The following is a 16,362-nucleotide window of genomic DNA, read 5'->3' as shown; positions in this document are numbered from 1 at the left end:
GTGGACGCGGAGCTGCGAGGGTCAGATCTCGCCGCGCTCGAACGCGAGCTGCTCGGCATACGGGCGCATGCGATGAACGGTCTGCGTGTCCGTGCGTACATCCGTTGACGTGTCGTGCGTGCGGGTGACGTTGTCGAGGTGCAGTTGGTCGAGCAGTTTCGACGTCGTGCTGCGCACGACGGTTGACGTGTGTGGTGCCATCCCAGGTCCCTTTCGATAGCTGGCTCCGGCGGACAGGAGGTGTAACGGAGGGCCCCTCCGAATAATTCCCGGCACCGACAGTCTTTCCGGCCGGCCTTCGCCGGAGCCGAGGGCCGACTGGGAGAACTCGGTGAGATCTTGCTCTCACCCGGCAATAAATCCGTCGCGTCGAACATTTCGATATGGAAGTATTGAACTCGGCGTCGTGCCGCACACATCTCGATCCCCAAGACCCTCGAAGGAGTGACTCCCCATGTCGTTCAGCCCCTACCAGCGTGTGTTGCGCAGTGCCGACGTTCGGCGAGTTCTGCTCCTCGGTCTGTTGTTGCGCATCCCGATCGCTTCCGCGGCCGTCGTGCTGACGCTGCACGTGGTGCAGTCGCTCGGGCGGTCCTACTCGGAGGCCGGACTGGTCGCCGCCGGTGCGACGCTCGCGATCGCGGTTTCCGGCCCGTGGCGCGGCAAGCTGCTGGACCGGATGGGACTGCGTCGCGTCGTGCTTCCCTCGTTGATCGTCAACGCGATCTGCTGGGCGGTCGCGCCGTTCGCCGGCTACTGGGCGCTGCTCGTACTCGCAACGACGGCAGGGCTTTTCGTGGTTCCGACCTTCTCGATCATCCGGCAGGGCGTCATCGCGGTCGTTCCGGACGACGACCGTCGCACAGCACTGTCGCTCGACGGTATGAGTGTCGAGATGGCGTTCATGGTCGGCCCGGTCCTGGCCGTCTGGCTGGCGACCGCGTTCGACACCCGGTTCGTGCTGTTCGGGCTGCAGATGGTCGGGGTGCTCGTCGGCATCGCCTTGTTCGTCATCAACCCGACGCTGCGCCCGGCCGAGCCCGAGACCGACGTCGCCGGTCAGGTCGTGCCGCGCAAGGCATGGTTCCGGGCAGGCTTCCTCGGGATCTGTGGTGCGGCAGCCGCGTCGACCATCGTGCTGGGCGGCAGCGATGTCGCGATCGTCGCCGCGATGCGCCACTTCGACGCCGTCGGCCAGATGAGTGTCGTGCTCGTGCCGTGGGCAGCCGGGTCGTTGTTCGGCGGCCTGATCTACGGCGCGATCTCCCGGCCGGTGCAACCGTTCGTCCTGCTCTTCGGATTGGCTGCGGCCACGGCACCGATGGCACTCGCGGGCGGCACCTGGTCGTTGGCGGCGATCTCGCTGATCGCGGGTCTCTTCTGCGCGCCGACGATCACGGCCACGGTGGATGCGGTGAGCCGGGTCGTGCCCTCCGCCGCTCGTGGCGAGGCCATGGGTTGGCACGGATCATTCATGACCGCCGGCGGTGCGCTCGGTGCGCCGCTGGGCGGCGCGGCGATCGACGCGTGGGGCTTCGGCGGCGGGTTCCTGGTGGTGTCGGCGATCGGCGTCGCCGTCGCGCTCGGTGGGTATGGCGCACTGCATCTGCACCGCCGTCGCGTCACGATGCACGCACTCGCCGCATGAGGGGCGCACCTCCTCACTAGGGTGATCCGGTGACTCGGGTAGCGGTGTTCTTCCTCGGCGGCACGATCAGCATGACCGGCACGGACGGCACGGGGGCCGTGGTGCGGCTGACCGGCGCGGACCTGCTGCAGACACCGGAGGTGCAAGAACTCGGCATCGACGCCGAGGTCGTCGACTTCCGGGCTGTCGGCAGCTCCCGCATCTCGGTTGCGGACCTGGCCGAGTTGCACGCCGCCGCTGCGCGATCCGTGGCAGCCGGTGCCGACGCGGTCGTCGTCGTTCAGGGGACCGACACCCTCGAGGAGACTGCGTTCCTGCTGGATCTGTGGTGGCCGCACAACGCACCGCTCGTGGTGACCGGCGCGATGCGCAATCCGGGTCTGCCCGGACCGGACGGTCCGGCGAATCTTGTTGCTGCATTGCGCGTTTCGGCCAGCCCCGCGAGCGTTGCCCTGGGTGCGCTCGTGGTGCTGAACGACGAGATCCACGCGGCGCGATTCGTGGCCAAGCGGCATACGAGCAGTGTCGGTGCGTTCGTATCCCCTGGTGCCGGCCCGATCGGCCGGGTCGAGGAGGGCACGGTGCGATTCGCGACGAGGGTGGTGCGGCATACGCCGGTGGACGTACCGACGCGTGTCGTGCGGGTGCCGCTGATCGTCACCGTGCTCGACGACGACGGCGTGCTGTTCGACGCGGTCGACGACTGTGACGGGTTGGTGGTCGCCGCCTTCGGTGTCGGTCACCTGCGCCCGGAGGTCGCCGCTCGGGCGATGCGGCTGGCCGGCACCCGTCCGGTCGTGCTGGCGTCGCGCACCGGCGCGGGCACGGTGCACACGGCGACCTACGGCGGACCGGGCAGCGAGAGTGACCTGGTGGCGGGCGGCCTGCTGCCGGCGGGCGGGCTGGATCCCTACAAGGCGCGGCTGCTCCTGCTGGCGCTCCTGGCCTCCGGGCTCGACGGTGACGAGGCAGGCACGGCGTTCGCGCGGCATGTCGGTGTCGCCGTCTAGGGTCGCGCAGGTGAGTGTCGCCCACCGCATCGACTCGTTGTCCGCAGCACAGGCACGCCGGATCGCGCTGGTGGCGCAGGGGTTTCGCGATCCTCGGCACAGTCCGCCGACCATGCGCACGCTGAGCCGCACGATCGAGCGCACCGGCGTGCTGCAGATCGACTCGGTCAACGTGCTGCAACGGGCGCACTTCATGCCGTTGTTCTCCCGGATGGGTGCCTACGACGTCGGCCTGCTGGATCGGGCGTCCGGGCGGGCGCCGCGCAGGCTGGTCGAGTACTGGGCGCACTGCGCGGCATACATGCCGGTCGAGCTGTGGCCGGTGATGATCCACCGGATGCGCGATCACGCCTCGCGTGGGCACGCGTGGTTCGGCATACCGGAGGACCAGCGGTTGCCGACGGCGTTGCTGCGCGAGATCGAGACGGGCGGCCCGGCGACCGCGCGGGATCTCGACGACGGACTGCCGCGAACGCGGGACAACTGGGGCTGGAACTGGTCGAAGACCAAGAAGGCTCTGGAGTTCCTCTTCTTCGCCGGTGAGCTCAGCGTCGCCCGCCGCAACAGCGCGTTCGAGCGTGTCTACGACCTGCCCGAGCGCGTGATCCCGGCGGACGTGCTCGCCCGGCCCGAGCCGACGCTGCTCGAGGCATCGCGCGAGTTGCTGCGTCGAGCCGCCCGATCGTATGGCGTGGCAACAGAATTCGACCTGCGGGACTACTTCCGCATGCAGGAGTCGCGCGTTCATCTGCCACAGGTCGGGCTGGCGCTGCAATCCCTCGTCGAGGACGGCGAGCTGCTGCCGGTGACGGTCGAGGGGTGGCGCCGACCGGCCTATCTGCACCGCGACGTGACGGTGCCGCGCACGGTCCGCGCGCAGGCGTTGTTGAGCCCGTTCGACCCGCTGGTCTGGCAACGCGAGCGCACCGAGTCGCTCTTCGATTTCTTCTACCGCATCGAGATCTACGTGCCCGAGGCGAAGCGGGTGCACGGCTATTACGTGCTGCCGTTCCTACTGGGCGACCGCATCGTCGCGCGGGTCGACCTGAAGGCCGACCGGCGGGGGAGTGCACTGCACGTTCTCGGTGCGTATGCCGAGCCCGGTGCCCCCGCGCACACGGCCGCGGCACTGGCGCAGTCGCTGGACGAGCTCGCGGCCTGGCTCGACCTCACCGACACCCACGTGGCGGGTCGGGGTGACCTGGCACCGGCGTTGGTGGCCGAGGTGTCGTCCCGGGGATGAGGCGGGGTCGCAGGTGGGACCCGGTCGAGCCGGTTCACACCCAGCGGTACTCCACCTCCGGACGTCCGGCCCCGGCATACCGTGATCGGCGCACCGCGAGGCCGGTGTCGCACAGGTACTCCGCGTAGCGGCGCACCGTCACCCGGCTGACCGGCAACCGGTCGGCCAGGTCGCGCGCCGACAACGCCGCATCCGACTCCCGCAGCACCTCGCTCACCCGGGCCAGCATCTCTTCGGACAGCCCCTTCGGCAGCTGGGTCCGGCCGGTCGGACGCAGCGAACCGAGCATCTCGTCCACCTCTGACTGGCTCGCGACGGCCGATCCTCGGTCGGCTCGATCCACGTACGCGCGGTAGGCCTCCAGCCGGTCCCGCAACGTGGCGAACGTGAAGGGTTTGAGGACGTACTGGACGACTCCGAGCGACACCGCCGACCGCACCACGTCGAGCTCTCTGGCGGACGTGACGGCGATGACGTCGGCGCGGTGCCGCGCCGACCGCAATGCGCGCAGGATCTCCAGACCGTGTCGATCCGGCAGGTGCATGTCCAGCAGGACGACGTCGACCGGCTGATCCTGCAGCGCCTGGATGGCGTCCTGGCAGGTGCCGACGGTGGCCACCACGGTGAAGCCGTCCACCCGCCCGACGTATGCCGTGTGCGCCTCCGCCGCCACCGGTTCGTCCTCGACGACGAGGACCCTGAGGTCACTCATCCCGATCCTGCAGGATCGGCAGCCGGACGACGAATTGTGTTGGGGGACCGACAACTTCGACGGTGCCGTGCAGGCGGGCGACCGACTGCGCGACCAGCGCCAGTCCCACTCCGCGGCGGCCGGCTTGCCCGGCCTCTTTCGTCGAGTAGCCACGCCGGAACGCCTGCTCGACGTCGCCACTGAGACCCGGCCCGTTGTCGGTGACCCGCATCGTCGTCCATCCGTCCTGCACCTCCGCGCGGAACCGGACGATCCGGTCGGACTCGAGATCGGACACCGCGTCGAAGGCATTGTCGACGAGGTTACCGACGATGGTGATCAGATCGGCCGTGGGCGCGGCGTTCTCAGGAACGGTGGAGTCCTCGATCAGCAGCGCGATGCCGCGCTCGCGGGCCTGCGCCGCCTTGCCGAGCAGCAGGGCGGTGAGTGCGGGTTCGCCGTCGACCGCTCCGACGACCCGGTCCGTGAGGCCCTGCGCCTGGTCCAACTCCTCGGTCGCGAAGTTCAGCGCGCGGTCGGTGTGCCCGAGTTCGATCAGCGAGACGATGGTGTGCAATCGGTTGGAGGCCTCGTGCGTCTGTGACCGCAGTGCTTCGGCGAGGCTGCGGGCCGAGTCCAGTTCACCGGTCAGCGCCACCAGCTCGGTGCGGTCGCGCATGGTGACGACATACCCGACCGGCCTGCCGCCCGGAGCGACTCGCGCCTTGCCGACCACGAGCGTGCGCCCACCGGCGATCTGCAGTTCGTCGTGCCGTGCACTGTCGTCGGTCAGTGTGGCGACCATCGGCGCAGGAAGGCCGAGGTCGTCCGCCGTGCGGTCGGCGAAGTCCGGCGGTAGGTCCAACAGCCGCATCGCCTCATCGTTGGCGATGCGCACGCGGCCGGTCAGGTCGATGAGCAACAGGCCCTCGGTCACGGCATGCAGCACTGCGTCGTAGTAGTCGTACATCTCCTGCAGTTGCCGGGAGCCGAGGCCGTGCGTCTGCCGCCGTACCCGACGGGAGACGAGAGCGGTGCCGAGGCCGACCAGCAGGGCGGCCACCAGCCCGGCGCCGAGCACCGTGGGCAGCTGGTCGCTGACCTGCTGCTTGACCTCCTCCTTGCGGATTCCCACCGACACCAACCCGATCACGCGGCCGCGGTCGGTCACCGGAACCACGCAACGGCGGGACGGTCCGAGCGTGCCGGTGTAGTCCTCCACGACGCGTTGACCCATGGCAGCCGGGCGGATGTGGCCGACGAACGTCTGCCCGATCTGCGCCGGATTCGGGTGGCTGTACCGGACCCCCTGCGGGCTCATGATGACCACGAAGTCGGTGTGGGTCCGCTTCCGGACGCCTTCGGCGAGGGGCTGCAGGGTGGCCGACGGATCCTTGGCGTGCAGACCGTCGATCACCTGTGGCTGGGCCGCGACCGACTCCGCGACGGCGAGCACCTGGTCGGTCGCCCGCTGGGTACTGAAGTGCCGGGCCTGCACATACGCGCCCGCAACTCCGGCCATGACCACGAACAACGCCACGACGACCTCGAGCGCGAACGTCTGCGCCGCGACGCTCCACTTTCTCGGCGAGCGTGGCCGCAGCGGTCTGCGACCGTCCGCGGTCCGGTCACTCATCGATGAACACCATGAGGCTTGTTCTGGGCCGGCCCGGCCGCAGCAAAGCTGCTTCCGGGTCCGCCCACTCCAAGCTCACTCTGCTTGTTGATGAACACAATGAACACAAACGTGACCTGCATCACTCGCGCCGACATGGTCGGACAGGTTCCCCGAGACCAGGACGGGGACGACGACCCGTTGGAGAGAGTCATGACTCACGTGAAGGACCCGGGAACTGGCGGGACCCCGCCGGCCCGCACGAAGGACCGCACGCACTACTTGTATGCCGCCGTCGTGATCGCCATGGTGGCCGGCATCGCCGTCGGCATCATCTGGCCCGACTTCGGCGTGCAACTGAAGTGGTTGGGCACGGCATTCGTGAACCTCATCAAGATGATGATCTCACCGATCATCTTCTGCACGATCGTTCTCGGTATCGGATCGGTCCGCAAGGCGGCTGCGGTCGGCCGCATCGGCGGTCTCGCCCTCGGCTACTTCCTGACGATGTCGACCGTGGCCCTCGCGATCGGTCTGCTCGTCGGCAACCTCATCCACCCCGGATCCGGTCTGCACCTGACGAAGGAACTGGCGGCGACCGGACACAGCCAGGTCGACTCCGAGGCGGGCGGGACGGTCGACTTCATCCTCGGCCTGGTCCCGGACACGCTGGTGTCGGCGCTGACGTCCGGCTCCGTGCTGCAGACGTTGTTGGTCGCACTCCTCGTCGGCTTCGCCCTGCAGAAGCTCGGGCCCGCCGGCGAACCGATCCTGAAGGGCATCAAGCACTGTGAGCGGCTCGTCTTCCGGCTGATGCAGATGATCATGTACGTCGCACCCGTCGGAGCGTTCGGTGCGATGGCGGCGGTCGTGGGTGCGACCGGCTGGAAGGCGTTGCAGGGCCTGGCCGTGGTGATGATCGCCTTCTACCTCACCTGCTTCCTCTTCGTCTTCGGCGTGCTCGGCGCCATCCTGTGGGTCGTTGCTCGGGTGAACGTGTTCGTGCTGTTGCGCTACCTCGCGCGTGAGTTCCTGCTGATCCTGTCGACGTCGTCCTCCGAGTCGGCCCTGCCTCGCCTGATCGCCAAGATGGAGCACCTCGGCGTCGCTCGTCCCGTCGTGGGCATCACCGTCCCGACCGGGTACTCGTTCAACCTGGACGGGACGGCCATCTACCTGACGATGGGTTCGCTCTTCATCGCCGATGCGTTGGACAAGCCGTTCAGCCTCGGCCAGCAGATCTCGTTGCTCGTCTTCATGGTGATCGCCTCCAAGGGAGCCGCGGGTGTCACCGGTGCCGGACTGGCAACACTGGCGGGCGGACTGCAGTCGCACCGACCCGACCTGGTCGAAGGGGTCGGCCTGATCGTCGGCATCGACCGGATGATGAGCGAGGCGCGTGCCCTGACGAACTTCGCCGGCAACGCGATCGCCACGGTGCTGGTCGGTCATTGGACCGGCGGGCTGGATCGCCGGCAACTCGATGCGGTGCTCAACGGTGCCGCCCCCTTCGACGAGAGCATGCTCGAGGGTGGTGGCGCGACGGAGGAGGACGCCATACCCGAACGACCGACCGAACGTGATCGCACCGGCGCGATGAGTCCGGCGGGCTGACCACGTCGAGCGTCCGACCCGTGCCGTATGCCGGCCGGGCCGGGCGCTCGATTTCGGTCGAGGGCGGTGGCACTGCTACTGTTGTCTCACCGACTGGTCCGACGTGAGCCGGATCAGTGTGCAAGAGAAGCTGACGCTTCCACCTCGTGCGACCGACAGGTCGCCAGGTTCGGTCCAGTGACGAGCAGGTTCGTCGCAGATCCGTTGACGGATCTGTTCGACATACCGGACGTCGACTGTGCTGCCAGAGGCTTCTCGCGCACCATGATGGGTGACGAGGAGCCTCTTTTCGTTGCCCGGCAGGACGAACAACGACGAAGGAGCATCACATCAGCGCTGAGACCCGTATCAACGACCGCATCCGGGTTCCGGAAGTGCGGTTGGTTGGGCCGAACGGAGAGCAGGTCGGCATCGTGCGCGTTGAAGACGCGCTGCGACTGGCCGCTGAAGCGGACCTCGACCTGGTCGAGGTCGCACCCATGGCCAAGCCGCCCGTGGCAAAGCTCATGGACTACGGCAAGTTCAAATACGAAGCCGCCATGAAGGCCCGCGAGTCGCGCAAGAACCAGGTCAACACCGTCATCAAGGAGATCAAGCTCCGCCCGAAGATCGACCCGCACGACTACGGCACCAAGAAGGGCCACGTCGAGCGCTTCCTGTCGGCGGGCGACAAGGTCAAGGTGACGATCATGTTCCGCGGACGTGAGCAGTCGCGCCCGGAGCTCGGCTTCCGGCTGCTGCAGCGGCTCGCGGAGGACATCGCGGAGCTCGGCTTCGTCGAGAGCGCGCCGAAGCAGGACGGCCGCAACATGGTCATGGTCCTGGGACCGACCAAGAAGAAGGCGGAGGCACGGGCCGAGGGCCGTCGCCGCCGCGAGCAGGCGCAAGCAGCAGAGGCTGCGAACGCCGACGCCTGAAGTTCATCGCGCCGCACCACCACGCGCGAGTCCGTAACGAGCCATGCCCCGATGGGCTGGCACACCATGTAACGAAGGAGATCGGCTATGCCGAAGATGAAGACCCACAGTGGCGCCAAGAAGCGCTTCAAGATCAGCGGGTCCGGCAAGGTCATCCGGCAGCGTGCACGTCACGTGCACAAGTTCCAGGAGCGCACCAGCAGCCAGGCGCGTCGCCTGGTCCCCGACGTCGAGGCGTCGGCTGCTGACAGCAAGAAGATCAAGAAGCTGCTGGGCAAGTAAGTCCACTTCACCGAACTCGTCGGTGTCACCGCCGCTATCGCGGGCACATTGACGAACCACTAGCAATTAGAAGGAGATTCACGTGGCACGCGTGAAGCGGGCGGTCAACGCCCAGAAGAAGCGTCGGACCGTTCTGGAGCAGGCCAGCGGCTACCGCGGACAGCGTTCGCGGCTCTACCGCAAGGCCAAGGAGCAGGTCACCCACAGCATGGGTTACAGCTACCGGGACCGTCGCGCCCGGAAGGGTGACTTCCGTCGCCTCTGGATCCAGCGCATCAACGCCGGCGCCCGCGCCAACGGCATGACGTACAACCGCTTCATCCAGGGCCTCAAGGCCGCTGAGGTCGAGGTTGACCGTCGCATGCTCGCCGAGCTCGCCGTCAACGACGCCGCTGCCTTCACCGCGCTCGTCGAGATCGCCAAGGCCAACGTGCCGGCGACGACCGACGCCAAGGCCGACTCCGTCGCCTGACGCGGCTCACCGCAGACATACGAACGCCGGTCCACTGCTCGTGTCCGTCCTCACCAATCCCCGCGCGGAGCGGGTGAAGGCGGTCCGAGCACTGGGCCGGCGTTCGGCGCGTCAACGAGCAGAACGGTTCGTCGTCGACGGACCGCAGGGTGTCCGTGAGGTGCTGCGCTTCGCCCCGGCCACCGTCGTCGACCTGTATGTCGACGACGCCGCATTCGAGCGCCACGCTGAGCTGGTCCAGCTCGCCCGGGACGCGAACATCCATGTGCATCAATGTTCCTCGGCCGTGATGACCGCGCTGGTGGACACCCAACACCCGCAGGGCATCGTCGCCGTGTGCCGGCCGGTCGACGTTCCTGTCGACGAGGCCCTGGCCGCGGACGACGGATTCGTCGTCGTGCTCGCCCATGTGCGCGACCCCGGCAATGCCGGCACCGTCATCCGTTCGGCCGACGCCGCAGGTGCCCGCGCGGTGATCCTGTCCGACGCGAGCGTCGACCTCTACAACCCCAAGGTGGTCCGGTCCACGGCCGGCTCGCTGTGGCACCTGCCGATCGCACTCGGCGGGGACGTCCCCGGGTTGATCGCCGCCTGCCGGGACCGTGGCCGGCGGGTGCTGGCCGCCGACGGCGCCGGCACCACCCTGCTTCCCGACGCCGACCTGACCGGCGCACACGCGTGGCTGATGGGCAACGAGGCGTGGGGCCTGGACGAGGCGACACGCGACCTGGCCAACGAGGTCGTCCGCGTTCCCATCCACGGCCACGCCGAGTCGCTCAACCTCGCGCTCGCCGCCACAGTCTGCATGTACGCCAGTGCGGACCGCAGGGCGATGGATCCCACCTCGTAGGCTCGTGATATGACCCGCCAGAGCCGGAGTGAGGATTCGGGGTCCCCGCGAAGTGTCGGAGCGAGGAACGAGTGGAGAACTTCGTGGGGTGAATGGCAGCCCGTGGAGCCGGCCCTGGCTCCTGCTGTCTACGCGGCGCTGCTGGAACAATTGCCCGAGGGCGTCGTGGTGATCGACGCCGACCGCCGGCTCGTGCTGGCGAACCAGCGGGCCGGACGGCTCACCGGCATACCGCTCACCGAGCAGATCGGTGCGGACATCCGGGACGTGTTGCCGTTGCTGTGCACCGACGGGCGGTCCTTCTGGGCCACCGACAATCCGTGGGGTGGCCTGCGGACCCGTAGCGGCTCTCCCGAGCAACGCCTGATGCTCGCCGACGGACGCAGCGTGCTGGCGGCCACCCGACATCTGCGTGCAGGGCCAGAGCGCACGCTGCAGTGGCTGGTGATGACGATGCGCAGCACGACCGCACGCGACCGCATCGAGTCCGAGACGTCCGCCCTGGTGACCACGGTCGCCCATGAGTTGCGTGCCCCGTTGGGTGCGGTGCGTGGCTTCTCGCGCACGCTGCGCAACAGGTGGGACCAGCTGCGGGACGACCAGAAGCTGTGGATGCTGGACGCCATCGACACCGACGCAGCGCGTCTGCAGCGGCAGGTCGACGAGCTGCTCGACGTCTCCCGGCTCGACGCCGGCCGGCTGGTCCTTCGACCGCGGGAGGTCGACCTGCTGTCCCTGATCCGCAACGGCATCGCGCGGGTCGTGTCGACCGGAGTCGACGCCGAACGGTTCCGGGTGGTCAGCGAATTCGCCGAGGTCGAGGTGTCGGCCGATCCGGACCGGCTGACCCAGGTGCTGTCGAACCTGCTGGAGAACGCCGTGCGGCACGGCCGCGGAACCGTCACCGTCACGGTCGAGCTCCGTCGGCGCGAGCTACAGCTCGACGTGTCGGACGAAGGGCCCGGCATACCGCCCGAGCAGCGGTCGCTGGTGTTCACCCGCTTCTGGCAGGCGAGCGGTCGCGGCGGCAACGGCCTGGGCCTGTATGTCGTGCACGGCCTGGTCGCTGCACACGGTGGCCGGATCGAGGTGCCCGACCAACCCGGCGGCGCCACGTTCCGGCTGACCCTGCCGCGGCATACGCCCGAGCACGGCGACTGACGCGGGTTCGCGGCCACCACCTAGACTTTGGCACTGTGTCTGGTCCGAACACGTCATACGATCCCGTCGAGGTGGCCGCTCTCGACCCCGCAGTCATCGAGCAGAACGTCCAGGATGCGTTGGGTGCCTTTGCCGGCGCCGCAACCCTGGACGAGTTGAAGGCTGCCCGCACCGCGCATCAGGGCGACAAGAGCCCGCTCGCGCTGGCCAATCGTGAGATCGGTGCGCTGCCCCCGTCGGCGAAGGCCGAGGCGGGCAAGCGTGTCGGTCAGGCGCGCGGTCAGGTCGGTGCCGCACTCAAGCACCGGCAGGCCGAGTTGGAAGCCGAACGCGACGAGCGCATCCTGGTCGAGGAGGCCGTCGACGTGACGATGGTGCCGGGGCGACGGCCGCTCGGTCGCCGTCACCCGGTCGATCTGATGGGCGAGCGGATCGCGGACCTGCTGGTCGGGATGGGCTGGGAGATCGCCGAGGGGCCCGAGGTCGAGGCGGAGTGGTTCAACTTCGACGCGCTCAACTTCGACGTCGACCACCCGGCGCGGCAGATGCAGGACACGTTCTACATCGCGCCCGAGGACAGCGGACTCGTGCTGCGCACGCACACCTCGCCGGTTCAGGCGCGCTCGCTGCTCGAGCGCGGTGTGCCGCTGTATGTCGGTTGCATCGGCCGTGTCTACCGCACCGACGACCTGGACGCGACGCACATGCCCGCGTTCCACCAGATCGAGGGCATCGCCGTTGACAAGGGCATCACCATGGCGCACCTGAAGGGCACCCTGGACCGGATGGCGAGTGAGCTGTTCGGGGAGGGCATCACCACCCGGCTGCGCCCCTCGTTCTTCCCGTTCACCGAGCCGTCGGCCGAGATGGACCTGCGTTGTTTCGTATGCCGCGGGGAGGACCCCGACTGCCGCTCGTGCAGCGGCACCGGCTGGATCGAGTGGGGCGGCTGCGGCATGGTCAACCGCAACGTGCTGCTGGCGTGCGGGATCGACCCCGACGTCTACTCGGGCTTCGCCTTCGGCATGGGCATCGACCGCGCACTGCAGTTCCGCACCGGGCAGTCCGACATGCGGGAGCTGATCGAGGGAGACGTGCGCTTCGACGCGCAGTTCGGGATGGAGATCTGATGCGAATTCCGTTGGATTGGTTGGGGGAGTACGTCAAGCTGCCCGCCGGGACCGGCGGCGCCGAGGTCGCTGCTGCGCTGGTGCGGGTTGGCCTCGAGGAGGAGGGCCTGCACGGCGGCGAGGTCACCGGGCCGCTCGTGGTCGGCAAGGTGCTGAGTAAGCAGCCCGAGCCGCAGAAGAACGGCAGGACCATCAACTGGTGCTCCGTCGACGTCGCGGACGCGAACGGCACCGGCGAGCCGCAGGACATCGTCTGTGGTGCGCACAACTTCGACGTCGACGATCTGGTCGTGGTGGTGCTGCCGGGCGCGGAACTGCCTGGTGGCTTTGCGATTTCGGCGCGCAAAACCTACGGGCACGTGTCCGCCGGGATGATCTGCGCCGCCGACGAGCTGGGTCTGCCGGACGACGGTTCGGACGGGATCATCCGTCTCGCCGACCGGCTTCCGGGGGCGCAGCTGGAGCCGGGGCAGGACGCCATACCGCTGCTGGGGCTGGATCGCGAGACCATCGAGATCAATGTGACACCGGACCGCGGCTACTGTTTCGCCATACGAGGTGTGGCGCGGGAGTTCGCCTTGTCGGAGGGCATCGACTTCACCGACCCGGCGGCTGCGCTCACGGCCGCCGCGCCCGCCGCCAACGGCGAGGGTCACGAGGTGCGTGTGCAGGACGATGCTCCGCTGCGTGGCGTGGTCGGATGCGACCGGTTCGTCGCGCGTGCCGTACGCGGCGTCGACGTCTCGGCGCCGACTCCTGCCTGGATGGCGACCCGGCTCACCGAGGCCGGCATGCGGCCGCTCTCCCTACCGGTCGACGTCACCAACTACGTGATGCTCGGGCTCGGGCAACCGCTGCACGCCTACGATCTGGCGACCATCGACGGCCCGATCGTCGTACGCCGTGCGCGGTCCGGCGAGAAGCTGAAAACCCTTGACGGATCGGACCGTTCGCTCTTCCCCGAAGATCTTCTGATCACCGATGGCGGTGAGCGCGGACTCGGCATCGCCGGTGTGATGGGCGGCTTCGACTCCGAGGTCAGTGACAGCACGACGGACGTGCTGATCGAAGGTGCGCACTTCGACCAGATCACGGTCGCCCGCTCCGCGCGTCGGCACAAGCTGCCGTCGGAGGCGTCGAAGCGGTTCGAGCGCGGCGTCGACGCGGCGCTGGCGCCGGCCGCGGTCGAACTCGCGGTCCAGTTGCTCGTGGAGTTCGGCGGCGGCACGGCCGACGTCGGGGTCACGGATCTGAACAACGTCGCCCCGGCTCCGGCGATCGAGTTCGACCCCTCGCTCGCCACCAAGCTGGTCGGGATGTCGTATGACGACGAGCAGGTGGCACGAGTTCTGCAGGACGTGGGCTGCACGGTCGATCGCGGCGCAACGGCGCCGCCCTGGTCGGTGACCCCGCCGTCGTGGCGTCCGGACCTGCGCACCGGACCCGACCTGGTGGAGGAGGTCGCACGCGTCGTCGGTTACGACCAGATCCCGTCCATCCTGCCGACGCCGCCGGGTGGCCGCGGCCTGACCCACGCGCAGCAGGCGCGGCGCACGGTCGCCAATGTGCTTGCGGCGCAAGGGTTCAGCGAGGTGTGGTCGGCGCCCTTCACCAGCGACGAACGGCACGAGGCACTGGGTTACCCGGCCGACGCCGCGCGTGCGCGCACGGTGCGGATCGCAAATCCGTTGTCCGAGGAACAGCCGTTGATGCGGATCTCGGTGCTGTCGACGATGGTCGACGCGTTGAAGCGCAATGTCGCTCGCGGCACCAAGGACGTCGCACTCTTCGAGCAGGGCCTGGTCATCGCGCTCGAGGAGCCGCAGCAGTCCGCCCCGTCATCGCCGGTCGGTGTTCGGCCGGAGCCGGAGTTGCTCGACCGGATCCGCACAGCCGTGCCGCCACAGCCGCGCCATCTCGGCCTGCTGATGACCGGTGAGGTCGCTCGCAGCGGATGGTGGGGCGGCGGCCGGCACGCCGACTGGAGCGACGCGATCGCCGCGGTGCGCGGTATCGCCGAAACGTTGGCCGTGCCGGTTCAGGTGGCTGCCGACGACCCGGCGCCGTACCACCCGGGGCGTTGCGCCCGATTCACCCTGGCCGACGGCACGTTGGTGGGGCACGCGGGCGAGTTGCATCCGAAGGTCGTGCAGCGGCTTGGTCTGCCGGAGCGCACGGTCGGCGCCGAGATCGACCTCGACGTGCTGATCCGTGCGAGCGACGAGCCGGTGCGATCGGCGCCGATCAGCGTGATGCCCCATGCCAGCAGTGATGTGGCGCTCGTGGTCGACCGCGATGTCACGGCGGCGGCCGTGGAGGTGGCACTGCGTGAGGGTGCCGGGCCGCTGCTCGAGACGATCCAGTTGTTCGACGCCTACCAGGGCGATCAGGCCGGCGAGGGCAAGAAGTCGCTGGCGTATCGGATGGGCTTCCGGGCTGCCGACCGCACGCTGAAGACCGAAGAGGTCAACGCCGCGCGGGACGCCGCCGTTGCCGCGGCAAGCAAGGCGACCGGGGCGACACAGCGCACCTGAGCGCCACGCTGGTCGGGCGTCGTCCTGAGTAGGCCGAGGCGCTGGCCGAGGGCGTATCGAAAGGTAGCGACGAAGGGCCGCATCGAACTCACATGACTATGCATGATCATGTATAGTCATGCACGTGGTGTCAGTAGCAGTCGCCGGGGCCAGTGGCTACGCCGGTGGAGAGATCCTTCGTTTGTTGATCGGGCATCCCGAGGTGACGATCGGTGCTGTCACGGCGGCCTCGTCCGCAGGTGACCGGTTGGGGCAGCATCACCCGCACCTCGCCCCGCTCGCGGATCGGGTGCTGCAGGCAACCACCGCCGAGATACTCGCCGGCCACGACGTCGTGTTCCTCGCGCTGCCGCACGGCGCGTCTGCGGAGCTGGCACGCCAGCTCCCGGACGAGGTGACTGTCATCGACTGCGGCGCCGACTTCCGACTCACCGACGCGGCGGCCTGGCAGGAGTTCTACGGCTCGGAGCATGCCGGCAGCTGGGCCTACGGCCTGCCCGAACTCGTGGTCGAAGGTGGCGACAAGCAGCGCGCAGCGCTGGTGGGTGCGACGCACGTCGCGGTGCCGGGTTGCTACCCGACCGCTTCCTCGCTCGCGCTGGCTCCCGCGTTCGCGGCCGGCCTGGCAACCGGTGACGTGGTCATCGTTGCGGCCAGCGGCACCTCCGGTGCCGGGAAGGCCCTGAAGCCGCACCTGCTCGCGGCCGAAGCCATGGGTTCGATGAGTCCGTATGGCGTGGGCGGCACGCATCGCCATACCCCCGAGATCGAGCAGAACCTGTCTCGGGCGAGTGGGCAGCAGGTCGGGGTGTCCTTCACCCCCACACTTGCACCGATGCCGCGCGGCATTCTCGCGACGTGCTCGGTCAAGGTCTCGCCAGGGACCACGACGGCGCAGGCGCGGGCAGCGTATACCGACGCGTATGACGCCGAGCCATTCGTGCACCTGCTGCCCGAGGGCGTATGGCCGACAACCGCAGCGGTTCTCGGCTCCAACAACGTCCAGCTCCAGGTCACGGTCGACGAGCGGGTCAGCCGGCTCATCGTGGTTGCGGCGATAGACAACCTGACCAAGGGCACCGGCGGCGGGGCTGTTCAGTGCCTCAACCTGGCGAGCGGGTTCGACGAGACTCTCGGCCTGCCGACCACCGGTATGGCACCGTGACCCGGCAGCTTGTGGGTCGAGTAGGGCCGA

15 protein-coding genes are annotated in these 16,362 nt (G+C 68.6%); 12 read left to right on the top strand and 3 right to left on the bottom strand.

The features are described 5' to 3' along the window. Nucleotides 1-21 precede the first annotated feature (21 nt). Nucleotides 22-201, bottom strand: a complete 180-nt coding sequence (locus tag ACZ50J_RS13950; RefSeq protein ID WP_464297754.1) for a hypothetical protein — start codon at nucleotides 199-201, stop codon at nucleotides 22-24. A 253-nt stretch (nucleotides 202-454) separates the two neighbouring features. On the opposite strand from ACZ50J_RS13950, the gene ACZ50J_RS13945 reads away from it, so the two are divergent. Genes ACZ50J_RS13945 through ACZ50J_RS13935 form a run of 3 tightly spaced genes read left to right on the top strand, consistent with a single transcriptional unit; the run spans nucleotide 455 to nucleotide 3,901 of the window. After that, nucleotides 455-1,648 (top strand): MFS transporter, encoded by a 1,194-nt coding sequence (locus tag ACZ50J_RS13945; RefSeq protein WP_464297753.1) that lies wholly within the window; start codon nucleotides 455-457, stop codon nucleotides 1,646-1,648. A gap of 29 nt (nucleotides 1,649-1,677) precedes the next feature. Continuing rightward, nucleotides 1,678-2,658 (top strand): asparaginase, encoded by a 981-nt coding sequence (locus ACZ50J_RS13940; protein ID WP_464297752.1) that lies wholly within the window; start codon nucleotides 1,678-1,680, stop codon nucleotides 2,656-2,658. Nucleotides 2,659-2,668: 10 nt separating this feature from the next. Continuing rightward, a complete protein-coding gene (locus tag ACZ50J_RS13935) occupies nucleotides 2,669-3,901 on the top strand; it encodes a winged helix-turn-helix domain-containing protein (protein ID WP_464297751.1) in 1,233 nt (410 codons plus the stop codon). Nucleotides 3,902-3,935: 34 nt separating this feature from the next. Here the strand turns inward: ACZ50J_RS13935 and ACZ50J_RS13930 are convergent, their stop codons facing one another. Both ACZ50J_RS13930 and ACZ50J_RS13925 read right to left on the bottom strand, forming a co-directional pair. Continuing rightward, entirely contained in the window at nucleotides 3,936-4,613 is a 678-nt protein-coding gene (locus ACZ50J_RS13930; RefSeq protein WP_464297750.1) for a response regulator, read from the bottom strand. Next, the gene (locus ACZ50J_RS13925; protein ID WP_464297749.1) at nucleotides 4,606-6,228 is read right to left on the bottom strand and encodes an ATP-binding protein; all 1,623 of its coding nucleotides are present in this window, start codon (nucleotides 6,226-6,228) and stop codon (nucleotides 4,606-4,608) included. The genes ACZ50J_RS13930 and ACZ50J_RS13925 overlap by 8 nt, the downstream gene beginning before the upstream one ends. Nucleotides 6,229-6,420: 192 nt before the next feature. Here ACZ50J_RS13925 and ACZ50J_RS13920 point away from each other — a divergent pair, with 192 nt between their 5' ends. From ACZ50J_RS13920 to argC, 9 genes are all read left to right on the top strand, one after another. Continuing rightward, the gene (locus ACZ50J_RS13920) at nucleotides 6,421-7,821 is read left to right on the top strand and encodes a cation:dicarboxylate symporter family transporter (protein WP_464297748.1); all 1,401 of its coding nucleotides are present in this window, start codon (nucleotides 6,421-6,423) and stop codon (nucleotides 7,819-7,821) included. A gap of 374 nt (nucleotides 7,822-8,195) precedes the next feature. Beyond that, a complete protein-coding gene (infC, locus tag ACZ50J_RS13915) occupies nucleotides 8,196-8,738 on the top strand; it encodes a translation initiation factor IF-3 (protein WP_464297747.1) in 543 nt (180 codons plus the stop codon). Nucleotides 8,739-8,825: 87 nt separating this feature from the next. Beyond that, nucleotides 8,826-9,020 carry a 50S ribosomal protein L35 gene (gene rpmI, locus ACZ50J_RS13910; RefSeq protein ID WP_325551201.1) on the top strand — a complete coding sequence of 65 codons (195 nt, stop codon included), beginning with the start codon at nucleotides 8,826-8,828 and terminating at the stop codon, nucleotides 9,018-9,020. A gap of 82 nt (nucleotides 9,021-9,102) precedes the next feature. Next, entirely contained in the window at nucleotides 9,103-9,492 is a 390-nt protein-coding gene (rplT, locus tag ACZ50J_RS13905; protein ID WP_464297746.1) for a 50S ribosomal protein L20, read from the top strand. 40 nt (nucleotides 9,493-9,532) lie between these two features. Then, nucleotides 9,533-10,342, top strand: coding sequence for a TrmH family RNA methyltransferase (locus ACZ50J_RS13900; RefSeq protein ID WP_464297745.1), 810 nt, complete (start codon nucleotides 9,533-9,535; stop codon nucleotides 10,340-10,342). Nucleotides 10,343-10,444: 102 nt separating this feature from the next. Then, a complete protein-coding gene (locus ACZ50J_RS13895; protein ID WP_464297744.1) occupies nucleotides 10,445-11,503 on the top strand; it encodes a sensor histidine kinase in 1,059 nt (352 codons plus the stop codon). A 35-nt stretch (nucleotides 11,504-11,538) separates the two neighbouring features. After that, the gene (pheS, locus tag ACZ50J_RS13890) at nucleotides 11,539-12,633 is read left to right on the top strand and encodes a phenylalanine--tRNA ligase subunit alpha (protein WP_464297743.1); all 1,095 of its coding nucleotides are present in this window, start codon (nucleotides 11,539-11,541) and stop codon (nucleotides 12,631-12,633) included. After that, entirely contained in the window at nucleotides 12,633-15,167 is a 2,535-nt protein-coding gene (pheT, locus tag ACZ50J_RS13885; protein ID WP_464297742.1) for a phenylalanine--tRNA ligase subunit beta, read from the top strand. Before pheS ends, pheT begins: the two co-directional genes overlap by 1 nt. A 118-nt stretch (nucleotides 15,168-15,285) precedes the next feature. Next, on the top strand, nucleotides 15,286-16,332 hold the full coding sequence (argC, locus tag ACZ50J_RS13880; RefSeq protein WP_464297741.1) for an N-acetyl-gamma-glutamyl-phosphate reductase: 1,047 nt from the start codon (nucleotides 15,286-15,288) through the stop codon (nucleotides 16,330-16,332). Nucleotides 16,333-16,362: the final 30 nt, after the last annotated feature.

The organism is Flexivirga sp. G2 (assembly GCF_055397625.1).
Note: the sequence above shows the minus strand (reverse complement) of the source record. Positions and strands in the feature narration are given on the sequence as shown.